This window comes from Dialister histaminiformans (assembly GCF_900103425.1).
In the GTDB taxonomy this organism is placed as follows: domain Bacteria; phylum Bacillota; class Negativicutes; order Veillonellales; family Dialisteraceae; genus Allisonella; species Allisonella histaminiformans.
Genome location: NZ_FMXA01000030.1, coordinates 1 through 11,428, shown reverse-complemented (window position 1 = coordinate 11,428; position 11,428 = coordinate 1). Strand labels below are relative to the sequence as shown.

The window sequence follows — 11,428 nt, the reverse complement described above, 5'->3', positions numbered from 1 at the left end:
AATCGGATAGAAGGTGGAGTTAATGCCCAACTACGTGCAATGCTTCGACAGCACAGAGGATTATCCGTTGAAAAAAGAATAAAAGCGGTTTTCTGGTGGTGCTACATGCACTCACCGAAACCGCTTTCACCCGCAGAAATACTAAAGGTTATGCCGACCAATAAAAGTATTTCCGATATATATAATACCATGAATGAACGAAGTAGATTAGAGGATTCAATCCCCACATGGGGAGACGCTATTGTCTGGGGAGAGCTTCATAAAACTGACCTTGATATTAGCTTTTACTGGGACTAAAAACCAACACGTTTTGTCCTATAACCCGCCTTTTTTTATTGCACTCTGTTACATTTCAGCCGCGCCGCGAAGACGGTCATCACATTTGGCGATAACATCGTCCGCATTGACTCCGGCCTTGCTGCACATTTCACCGATGGTGGTCTTCATGTCTGAAGGCATATCCAGGGCGAAGGACTGGAGTACAGCGAGAAGCTGCGGATATAAAGTCAGGATATCTTCGATAGGGGTGTCTTCAGAGATTACCTTCTTGTGATATTTATCAGCAATGTATTCATTCATTTCGCCAATGATCTCGAATACATCCAGTCCGTGGCTCTGTGCGCCCTGCCAGATGGTTTCATCATAGGAAACGAAACAGCCGACACAGGACATGCCGTATTCCATAAGGAAAGGAGCCATATCCGGATATACCTCAATAACCTGCATGATGTTGTGTTCTGGACGGACAAAATCCCCTTCCTTCAGAGGAAGTGAATTTCCATAGGAATCGTCTGCCATAGTATTGGCAGGGGAAGAATTGCCGGTATCCATGGCGTTGCCCAGTACAGCATCACGGAATGCATCAAATCCCATTTCATGAATAAAATCCTCAAGAGGCTGGAACTGTTCATGGTTGAGATAGTAGGTGCAGGCTTTGACCATAATCTGCAAAGCATCTCCCGGGAACTGAGCAAAGGCAAAAAATGTCTTTTTGCCTACATACACATCCCAGCCGTCAGACATGCCGATACTGTGAATCGGCAGAGGAGCCTGGATGGTGCAGGTAAGGATACAGGATGGCCAGGAACCGAATGCAGAAAGACCTAAGGTCGGGAGCAGTTTGGGAATATCTTCCGCTGTGAGTCCACCTATGGTTGGGCGGTGTTTCTGATCCAGAGAAAAGGAGCCATGGTAAAGTGCAGCCGTCTCCTTCATCTTCTGTGTAAAGTCCTGACGCCCTTCATCAATGTCAGGAATAAAATCAATAACTATGGAAAAACTCAGATTATCAGCAGTCATTGCAATCTCCTTACTCAAATAAAGATGACTAATATAGTGTAGATTAAATGTACAATTCATTATAGCAAATGGACAGCTGTCGATAAAGCGGAATTTATAAAGAATTTCAGGAGATGAGGATATAGAAGGGAATTTTAGAAAAGGAGCGTGGGAACATTCGCCTGGAATTCTCGAAATGGAACAAAGGTGATAAAATAAGATTAAAGTAATTGGATATAATGCATTCACAGAAAGAAGAGATACTATGCATCGATTCAGAAGGATAGCGGGAAGTGCAGTGCTTGCGGCTGCATTGATTACCGGAGGTATGGCGGTAGCAACACCAGTCGAAGTAGCTGCGGCCAGCACTACGGAAAAGCTCATTTATGGGGCGGCGGCGCTTTTGCTGGTATCCCAGTACTATTCTAAGCTGGATGATCAGGGACAGGCGCAGTTTTATGAACAATGCAGGCGGCAGACCGGGGTGGACGAGAATCCAGCGGATAATAACCGGGTGCAGCGTATTTATCAGAGCCTGCGGGATACGGGAAGTGTTAAGCGTAATTACAAGGTTTATGTATCTCCTGATAAGGATTTTAATGCCTTCATGTCTCTTGGCGGGGTCATGTGCGTCAATAAGGGGGCACTGGATGTCCTGGACGATGATGAACTGGCCTATGTTATGGCACATGAACTGACACACGGGGAAAAGCGTCATTCTGTAGCCGGGGTAAAGAAACAGGTAGGGCTGGTGACAGCTGTGAATATATATTTGTCAGACAATCCTTCACTGGGTTCGCTCATTCTTGGCAATATAGCCGCTAATTACGTATCCAATGCGGTTTTTACAAAAGATCAGGAAAAACAGGCGGATGATATCGGATTCGACTATCTTGTAGATGCCGGTTATAATCCCGGGGCAGCGGCTGCTTCCATGCAGGTGCTTTATAACAAGTATGGCAACTCTGCACCTTCCGGTATAAAGGCGGTTATAGCACCGGGAAATCATCCGGCAACATCCGACCGAATTAACAAGAATGTAAAACGCATGTATGATTATTCCAACCGGCATGTCAATGTTAAGGACGGATGGATTATAGTTAACGGAGATAAAACGTTCCAGCCGACCGCCAGAGGCAGATATACAAAGGAAGAACGGACCTATCTATCAGCCGGCAAACTGGCCCGGCTGTTCCATGAACATAAGGCAGGAGATATGGTTCTCTCGGGAAATGAAATCTCCTGTGGAGACACTACAGTGTACACCGTGTCCAGAACAGAAGATGGAAACAGCATAGTGGACTCCCTTAATAAGGCCATTGCAAAAAATCCGGGAACCGATGATAAGGATGTATGGAAGGATTCCCTGAAGAAGGCGGATACATCCAGTCAGAATAAAACAGCAAAAACCACAGTGACCAGCAGAAAACAGCAGAAAGCTGATTGACCAGAACACAGCCGGTTTGTATCATAAGGGATGTGTATTTACACACTGACTTGGAAGGGGATATAAACAGGAAATGAAAAGACTGATGACATATGTTGCGGTGGTGGTTCTGCTGATACTGGTATCAATTGGCGTGCTGGAGTATATCACTCCGCCGCCGCCTCAGCCACCCAGATTTCCGGCTCCTCCGCCTGTGCATGGTACTTCAGCATCTTTGTTCTGGGCTAATCAGGATATAACACTGGCAGACAAAAACGGAGATCTGAAAATCTATCCGGCAAGCACAACGAAGATGCTTACCTGCATTATTGCGCTGGAGGAAGGGCATGATAAACTGGAGCAGGAGGCAGTGATTACTCCTTTTGCGATGCATCAGGATGGAACCCTGGTAGGCATTACTCCGGCTAAGCCGATTACGCTGCATCAGTTGCTGTATGGCATGATGCTGGTTTCCGGAAATGATGCGGCGGTAGCGGCAGCGGAAACGACGGGCGGCAGTTACAGCCGGTTTATACAGATGATGAATGAAAAGGCGGAATCTATTGGTGCCCGTCATTCCCATTTTAATAATGCGAATGGACTCACCGATCCGAATCATTATTCTACAGCTAATGATATGGCCAGGATTGGGGCCTATGCCATGAGAAACCCGCAGTTCAGGGAAATCGTGGGCATGAAGACCTATCCGATGCGGTTTAAGGATGGCTCGACACGAATCATCCGGAATCGAAATGAATTCCTTGAAAGTGGATTTTCCGGCGCCAATGGCATAAAGACCGGGATGACGGATGCTGCGGGCAAATGTCTGGTGGCATCCGCTATACGGAATGGGAATCTTATGGTGGTCAGTGTATACAACGATAATGCGCGCTGGCAGGATGTACAAAGCTGGCTTACCTATGGTTTTACCTGTGCGGAAGCATGGGAGCGCTATCAGAAGGAACTGAAGGCAGAACCAATAGTATTCAAATGGGTTAACCAGGTAATGGGCAGGGAACCAAATGAGGAGCAGACGAAGAAAGTCCAGAAGACCGAAGTATTCGGCCTATAAAGTGAGTATTGCCATTGTCATACTCCTGTTTATTCTGATACTTGCTCCAAGGGTGTATCAGGTCTATGAATTACATGAGCAGATTACACAGGCGGAGCTGAGGAAGGAACAGCTGGTAAAGGAGAAACAGGAGCTGGACATGAAGAAAAAGGAATTGAATGATTCCCGTGTCATAGAGGATAAGGCCAGACATGAACTGGGACTGGTAAAGCCTTCGGAAGTTCCCTATGTGCCGTAAGGCAGGGGCAGATTATCTTAAACCCGGTGATTTGCGAATACTCATGAAGTTTCGTATAATGATATAAATTATTTATTTTCAAGGAGGATATATTTTTTCTCATGGCTTTAGAGGTCGGCAGCATCGTAGAAGGACAGGTTACAGGAATTGCTAAGTTTGGTGCTTTTGTGGAACTTCCTGAAAAAAAGACGGGCTTGGTCCACATATCTGAAATCGCAAATGAATTTGTAAGTGACATCAATGATTTTGTGAAAGTTAACGATAAAGTAAAGGTTAAGGTTCTTTCTGTTGATTCGAACGGCAAAATTGCACTTTCCATCAAACAGGCAATGAAAGACGAAAAAGGTACTGCTGCGAAGGGTCATGCCCATGAGCAGGACAATAAGGTACAGGCCCGGGGCCACAATCATCATGAACGGTTTTCACGCCATGGTGAATCAAAAGGTCAGAAATTCCATGGAGGATTCCAGGCGAGACACCGCAATGATTCCGGCTCATTCGAAGACAAGCTGAATCGATTCCTGAAAGACAGCGATGAACGTCTGCTGGACTTAAAACGCAATGTGGAATCTAAGCGTGGCGGACGTGGTTCCCGGTGGTCTGACTGATTATAAAATTCAGAGAACGGAAATATATCTGTTTATATTGCATATAAGGGGCTTACAGGGAAATGTTTATTCATTTTTCAGAGCCCCTTATTTACATCAGAAGTAAAGGTAGTGTGTTCTCCTGGTAAGGAGGAGTTATGAAACGCGCAATTATTGATATTGGAACCAATTCAGTTCGTTTGCTGGTGGCAGAAAGGCCAGATGGGGGCGAATGGAAAACGGTAACAAAGAAAGTCAACTCGACACGCCTTGGGGAAGGGATGGCCAATAATAAAGCACTGTCACTTGCAGCCAAGGAACGTACGCTGGTAGCTGTGAAGACTTTTGCCGATGAAGCCAGAAGCGCAGGGATTTCCGACCTTACTGCGTATGGCACAGCTATTTTCCGGGACTCTCCGGAAGGTCCTGAATTCGCGAAAGCCATCAGTGAGACCATTAAGGCACCCATGCACATTCTGACTGGAAAGGAAGAGGCTTTTTACAGCTATATTGGAGCGGCCGGGACATCCGGTGCACTGACTGCTGTAGTGGATATTGGCGGGGGATCTACCGAAATCTGCATGGGCTTTGGTACCGACATAGGATTCCGAATCAGCTTTCCCCTGGGGTGTGTAAGATGCACAGGACAGTTTGATGTAGTAGGAGCCAGAGGCATCGGGGAACTGAAGAAACACTGTTTTGAACTTTTCCCTCAGGCCGATGAGGTGGCCAGTGTTAAACGCTGGATTTTTGTGGGTGGTACGGCTACGTCCATTGCCGCTATGCTTCAGAAGCTGGATGTATATGATGCTTCCCGGGTTCAGGGATTTGTCCTTAAGCCGGAAGAAGTATCCGATTTGCTGAAGCAGCTTTTCAGTATGTCATATGAAGAAAGATGTCATATTCCGGGGCTCCGTCCGGAACGTGCCGATATTATTGTCGCCGGGGTAGCCATTCTGGATGCACTGATGGAATATTTTGCTATCCCTGAAGCAACGGTCAGTGACAGAGATCTGCAGGAAGGACTTCTGGATGCCGATCTGGTCAAGCCGGAATAAAGATTATGGAAAAAGAAGAATTTATCAGAAAAACCCTCCATTTTGCCCATGAACAGCACATGTGGCAAAAAGGGGATCATATCCTCATTGCTGAGTCAGGCGGCCCGGACTCACTGGCGCTGTTACTGTTTCTGAAAAGCGTAGCCAGGGAAGAACAGCTTACACTGGGAGCCTGTTGTGTAAATCATCATCTGCGGCCGGAAGCGGAAGCGGAAACTGAATTTGTGGCGAAGGTATGTGCAGAACAGGGGATTGCCTGTTATATTCGACAGGCTTATGTAACAGAAGTTTCAGAGCAAACCGGGGAATCTATGGAAACGGCCGGGCGGCGCCTGCGTTATGAAGCCTTTGAAGAAATCTGCAGGAATGAAGGCTATAATCTGGTAGCGACGGCGCATCATGCCAACGATCAGGCGGAAACCGTCCTGTATCATCTGATTCGCGGTGCCGGACTGATGGGGCTGACAGGAATTCATCCCAGAAGGGGAACACGTATCCGCCCGTTTCTCTGGGCAACAAAGAAGCAGATTGGAGAATTTGTATCCCATTTTCCGTATGAACCCTGTCATGATATAACCAATGATATGGCCATTACGGCAAGAAATCATATCCGGCTGGAACTGCTTCCTGAGCTTGCTGGATATAATCCGTCAATTGTACAGGCTCTTTCCCGGACAGCGGAAATCTTACGGGAAGATGAGGAAGCTATGGAGCAGATGGCGGAAAAAATGGCAGAGGGCTGCGTAACTTCTGATGCAGCGGGTATGCCGGCTATCCTTGTTCCACAGTTCCGGAACTGTCATCTGGCTTTTCGAAGAAGAATAGTCAGGCTGGTCATGCAGAAGGTGCTGGATTGGCATGATCAGGGGGGCAGGACTATAGGGTATGATGGCATCGAAAAAGTACGGAAACTTATAGAAAACGGGCACACAGGACAAAGTACATCTTCAGCAGGTGTACTGGTAACGCTGGAACGTAATCAGGCCCGTTTTTCCTCTGGAGATACGCATTATCAGAAGGACGATGCTCCGGATACCTATGTCCTGGAGCAGCAGATTCTGCATAAACGGCCGGAAAACCTGAGAAAGAATCAGTTCCTGTTGGATAAGGATAAGGTGGGAACTGTGGTACTGCGTCATGGAACCCGGGATGAACTGTTTTATCCACGGGGGATGCAGGGCAGTAAAAAGTTATTTAAGTGTATGCAGGATTTAAAGATTCCTGCGGTAAAGAGGAAATACTGGCCACTCGCGGCAGACGCGGAGCATATTTATTGGATTGGTGGTATGCGGGGAAGCCGATTCGGACTGCCCGATGAACATACAGAAACATTTTTATTATTGACGCTGAGGAGAAAATCAAGATGATGGACAATCTTATGAAAGATATTCGCAAAGTGCTCATTACCAGAGAACAGCTGCAGAAAAGAGTAGCGGAAATGGGACAGGAAATTACCAGGGACTATCAGGGCAAGGATGTCGTGCTGGTTGGTATTCTTAAGGGGGCTATGCCATTTCTCTGTGACTTAATGCGTTGCATCGACCTTCCGGTGACACTGGATACCATGGTCGTTTCCAGTTACGGAGATAATACCGTTTCTTCCGGAAGCATCAATATCAAGAAGGATTTGGACAAGGATATCCGGGGGAAGCATGTCATTGTCGTGGAAGACATTATTGATACAGGTATTACCATGGATTCGCTGGTACCGCTTCTGAAAAAGAGAGGGGCGGCTTCTGTTGAACTGGCCATCTGCCTCAACAAAAAGGAAAGACGCGAACGAGACGTTTTCGTAAAATACATTGGTTTTGATATCCCGGATGAATTTATTGTGGGATATGGTTGTGATTACGCGGAAAAATACAGAAATCTTCCGGAAGTCGGAGTACTTAAGCCGGAAGTATATGTTCGTGGATAAATAATAAAATTCAGAAGAGAAGACACATCAGAACTGTTCAGGGGCTGATGTGTTTTCTATCGTATGGCTGTAACTACCTGCTTATTCTGATTTATGGCAAGTCAGGGGGAAAAATGAATATTCTGCGTACTGGTGGAGGCACTGGGGCAGAGAACCGTCTGTCGTTTTATATCCTAAAGGAAAAGAAACCGCTGGCTCTGCTTACAATAACCGGTCTCATTTATAATCTGGGACTGACCGCCGGGCCATATTTTGAAGGGCAGCTTGTTCAGTGCCTGAAAAATATTTATGAAGGGAAGCAGACACTGTATGATATGCTGCGCCTGGCCGGCCTGTATGTTGCGGTTATCTTAATGGTTCAGGCAGCGAGGGCGGCTAAACGTTTTTTTGTGCGTCGCTTTGCCAATGATATGAGCCGCAGCATGCGGCTGGTGCTTTATCACAGTCTTCTTGGGAAAACGGGAGAAGATTGCCTTGCGGAAAACACAGGGGAACTGATGACTAAGGCAATCAGCGATATAGATATCTGTACAGAAGGGGTCAGAAAATTCGCTACGGAATTATTTGATACCGGAGTGGTACTGATTGCCTACATAGCCTTTCTCATGGCCTATGATATACGTCTTACTTTTATTTCCTGTGCGTTTATTCCACTGGCTTTCTTCGCGGCCAATCGGGTAAAACGATGGGTTTCCCTGGCCAGCCTCTCCGCCCGTCAGAGTGAAGGCCGCCTGACTTCGCAGGTGATGGATCGAATCAGTCATATGGACCTGTGGCGGCTGTGCGGCTATGAGGAAAGGCGCAATGTCGTTCTCGAACAGTATCTGAAGGACTATGAACGGACATCGGTTAAGTCCGGACTGTGGGAAAATTCAATGCAGCCGCTTTACCGGATTATTGCCATTACCGGGGTACTTCCTGTATTTATTATCGGCAGCGGCTATGTCCATCAGAATATATGGGATGTAGCTGCATTTACAGCATTTATGGCCTGCTTTTTCAGGCTGGCAGAGAAATCATCTCATGCAGCCAAACTGTTTAATGCCGTGCAGAAAGCACGGGTTTCCTGGCAGAGAGTAAAACCGCTGCTGAAGGCAGGTACAGAAGACAGGCAGTGCAGGGCAGTGACAAAGGTACATGAGATTACAGCCGAAAATGTGGCACTTTACCGCGGAGATCGGAAGTTATTTTCCCATTTGTCATTCCAGGCGAATCCAGGCGATATAATCGCCATAGCCGGTCCGGTAGCCTCAGGAAAGAGCAGTATGGGGCAGATGATTGCCGGATGGCTTCCCTACCAGGGAAGTCTGAAAATTGATGGCCGTGAAATACGGGATATGGGCATGGGAACAACGAGAAATTATGTCAGTGTTATGGAACAGAAACCGGCATTTTTCTCCGGAACGATCAGAGATAATATTGCGGTCGGAGAGCCAGTGGATATCACTCCGTTTGTGCATATAGCCTGCCTGGAGGAAGATATTGCCGGTCTGCCGGATGGACTGGATACACGGATTCTCGGAGATGGAACGCCTCTGTCAGGGGGACAGCAGCAGCGGGTAGCGCTGGCGCGTACCCTGGCGCAGGGAAGCCGGATCCTTGTGCTGGACGATCCGTTTGCTTCACTGGATGAAAAAACGGCGATTCAGGTATTTGCCGGCATAAAGGAAATTTCCGGAAACCGGATTATATTCCTCATATCCCACCGGCTGACCTTTTTCCCGGAATGTACGTCTGTGATATATCTGAAAGGGGAGACAGCTGTTCAGGGAACATTCACAGAAGTGTGCAGGCAATGTCCGGAACTGGAAGAACAGTATCAGATGCAGGAAGGAGGAAAGAGTTCCAATGAAACAGGCAGATAAGGAAAATAACCACATAAACTGGAAACTGTTTGCACAGTTCTTATCAGCACATAAATGGGTCTGCGGATTGATGGCAGTCCTTATTCTGCTTGCTTCCACCACCGTACTGATTCCACCCTGGGTTCTGGGACGATTTGTGGATCAGCTCTACATGCCGGGGCAGGCGTGGATGTGGGGAGCGGCCTGGCTGGCGGCGGGAATTCTGGCAGGTGTGGCAGAAAGCGGACAGAACAGTGTCATCATTGTCCTTGGGCAGAAGCTGATGCACTTTCTCAGAAGCCGTATGGCGGCTAAACTCTCCCGACTGCCTTTTTCGTATTACACCGCCCACTCTTCCGGCGAGATAAGTTCCCATTTCCTCAATGATGTGGATGCGATTAATGTGCTGTTCACTGAAGGCATAGTAGCCTTGTCGGCCAATGCGTTAAAACTGCTGGCTATAATTCTGGTGATAGGGAGAACCAATGTATATCTGGCGCTGCTGCTCTGCGTAATACTTCCTTTCCTCTGGAAATTTACCAGAATCTGTCAGCAGAGCGTAAGAAAGGCACAGCTGAAACAGAGAAGTGCCATTGCGGATGTGTTTTCCTGTCTGCCGGAAACGATGGCCATGCTTCCTGTCATTCAGAATCTGGGCATGGAATCGTTTATGGAAAACCGGTATGGACAGATGATTGGCCGCAGTTTCCGGGCCATAGAAAGAACGAATTTCTTTGATTCGGTATATTCTCCGATAATCAAGATGGTTACGGCCTGCACCATTGCGGTGATGATGGTACTGGCAGCAGGGAATGTAACCGGGAATTATTTTCATCTGTCAGCTGGTAAGGCGGTATCCATGATTGCCTACATTCTGGCATTATTTTCACCGCTGGAAGCTCTGGGGATGGAAATCCAGTCCATACAGACTGCGGCAGCCGCATTGGAACGGGTAACACAGTTTCTTGAACTCCCAGAGGAAAAACATATGCCGATTCCCGGAGGAAGTACGAAAGAAGTTCCGGAGGATGTGGCAGCCTGTGAATTCAGGCACGTATCTTTTGCATATGAAAAAGGAAAAACCATATTCAGGGATCTGAACTTTACCGTCCGGCAGGGTGATTATCTCATGATTCAGGGAAGAACCGGCTCAGGGAAAACGACGCTGTTCAGACTGCTGACCGGACTTATCCAGCCAGACTCTGGGGAAATTCTTATGTATGGGCAATCTCTTGACTGTATGGACAGACAGAAGCGGAGAGCTCTGTTTGGTATTGTTGAGCAGAAATTTGAAAAAGTAGAAGGGACGCTTCGGGATCAGATTACGCTGCATCAGGGGGAGCCATCCGGAGAGGATGATACCTGGATATGGCATATACTTGAACAGGTGGGGCTGGATTCAACGGTCCGGCAGATTCCGGGGGGTCTTGAGGCAGAGGCGGAAAGCGCCGGGTTGTCCGATGGACAGTGGCAGCTTATGGGGCTGGCACGGGCATTGTATGGAAATCCGCGGATACTTCTGCTGGATGAATTTACGGCTCACGTGGATACAAAGACAGAATGGATGCTGTATCAGACCCTTGCGAAGATGAAGGGGCAGTACACCTGTATTGTAATTTCCCACAGACATATGAATATGGACAATATACATGTTCTTGAACTCTGATTTCATACACTTTACAGGGCTTCAGGGAATGATGGTTGTTGGTTTGTCAAACATATGTTACACCGTACTTGATGAAATCATGGAGTGTATCTTTTGGAGATTTCCATCCAAGTGGCCGCATTGGGAAGCAGTTATAATCTCTATAATTATATCTTTTGAGTTGTCTGCTGAAATCTTCAAAAGAGAAGAAACAATGCGTGGCATAAAAGCGTTCGTTATCCTTGCGATGACTGCGTTCTACTTTCCCATTGTGTCTTGGGGTAAAGGGACGAATCTTTTTGTGCTTGATGCCCAGCTCCTTTAATTTACGCTCAAAAAGAGTAAAATCTTCGTCAAGACTT

At 47.1% G+C, this 11,428-nt stretch carries 11 protein-coding genes and 1 pseudogene; 10 read left to right on the top strand and 2 right to left on the bottom strand.

Annotated features, from left to right (window positions below):
- Window positions 1-297 (top strand): annotated as a pseudogene (locus tag BLQ79_RS07875) (IS256 family transposase); the annotation flags it as partial.
- A 48-nt stretch (window positions 298-345) separates the two neighbouring features.
- Here the strand turns inward: BLQ79_RS07875 and BLQ79_RS07870 are convergent.
- Complete coding sequence (locus BLQ79_RS07870; RefSeq protein ID WP_091365534.1) at window positions 346-1,299, bottom strand: DUF1858 domain-containing protein; 954 nt, start codon at window positions 1,297-1,299, stop codon at window positions 346-348.
- 244 nt (window positions 1,300-1,543) lie between these two features.
- Here BLQ79_RS07870 and BLQ79_RS07865 point away from each other — a divergent pair, with 244 nt between their 5' ends.
- From BLQ79_RS07865 to BLQ79_RS07825, 9 genes are all read left to right on the top strand, one after another.
- Entirely contained in the window at window positions 1,544-2,725 is a 1,182-nt protein-coding gene (locus BLQ79_RS07865) for a M48 family metallopeptidase (RefSeq protein WP_091365533.1), read from the top strand.
- Between the two features lie 73 nt (window positions 2,726-2,798).
- Window positions 2,799-3,776 (top strand): D-alanyl-D-alanine carboxypeptidase family protein, encoded by a 978-nt coding sequence (locus BLQ79_RS07860; protein WP_091365531.1) that lies wholly within the window; start codon window positions 2,799-2,801, stop codon window positions 3,774-3,776.
- Window positions 3,727-4,014: an FtsB family cell division protein gene (locus tag BLQ79_RS07855; protein ID WP_091365529.1), complete on the top strand. Its 288-nt coding sequence runs from the start codon at window positions 3,727-3,729 to the stop codon at window positions 4,012-4,014. Before BLQ79_RS07860 ends, BLQ79_RS07855 begins: the two co-directional genes overlap by 50 nt.
- Before the next feature lie 101 nt (window positions 4,015-4,115).
- Window positions 4,116-4,622, top strand: a complete 507-nt coding sequence (locus BLQ79_RS08530) for a S1 RNA-binding domain-containing protein (protein WP_091365527.1) — start codon at window positions 4,116-4,118, stop codon at window positions 4,620-4,622.
- Between the two features lie 137 nt (window positions 4,623-4,759).
- On the top strand, window positions 4,760-5,659 hold the full coding sequence (locus BLQ79_RS07845; protein ID WP_091365525.1) for a Ppx/GppA phosphatase family protein: 900 nt from the start codon (window positions 4,760-4,762) through the stop codon (window positions 5,657-5,659).
- Between the two features lie 5 nt (window positions 5,660-5,664).
- Window positions 5,665-7,026 (top strand): tRNA lysidine(34) synthetase TilS, encoded by a 1,362-nt coding sequence (tilS, locus tag BLQ79_RS07840; RefSeq protein ID WP_091365523.1) that lies wholly within the window; start codon window positions 5,665-5,667, stop codon window positions 7,024-7,026.
- Window positions 7,026-7,577, top strand: a complete 552-nt coding sequence (gene hpt / locus BLQ79_RS07835; protein ID WP_091365536.1) for a hypoxanthine phosphoribosyltransferase — start codon at window positions 7,026-7,028, stop codon at window positions 7,575-7,577. Before tilS ends, hpt begins: the two co-directional genes overlap by 1 nt.
- Window positions 7,578-7,690: 113 nt before the next feature.
- The gene (locus BLQ79_RS07830; protein ID WP_159427886.1) at window positions 7,691-9,442 is read left to right on the top strand and encodes an ABC transporter ATP-binding protein; all 1,752 of its coding nucleotides are present in this window, start codon (window positions 7,691-7,693) and stop codon (window positions 9,440-9,442) included.
- The gene (locus BLQ79_RS07825) at window positions 9,426-11,087 is read left to right on the top strand and encodes an ABC transporter ATP-binding protein (RefSeq protein WP_091365519.1); all 1,662 of its coding nucleotides are present in this window, start codon (window positions 9,426-9,428) and stop codon (window positions 11,085-11,087) included. Before BLQ79_RS07830 ends, BLQ79_RS07825 begins: the two co-directional genes overlap by 17 nt.
- Window positions 11,088-11,133: 46 nt before the next feature.
- On the opposite strand, the gene BLQ79_RS07820 is transcribed toward BLQ79_RS07825, so the two are convergent.
- Window positions 11,134-11,428 (bottom strand): integrase core domain-containing protein (locus BLQ79_RS07820; protein ID WP_143270127.1); only part of this gene is annotated, 295 nt, incomplete at its 5' end.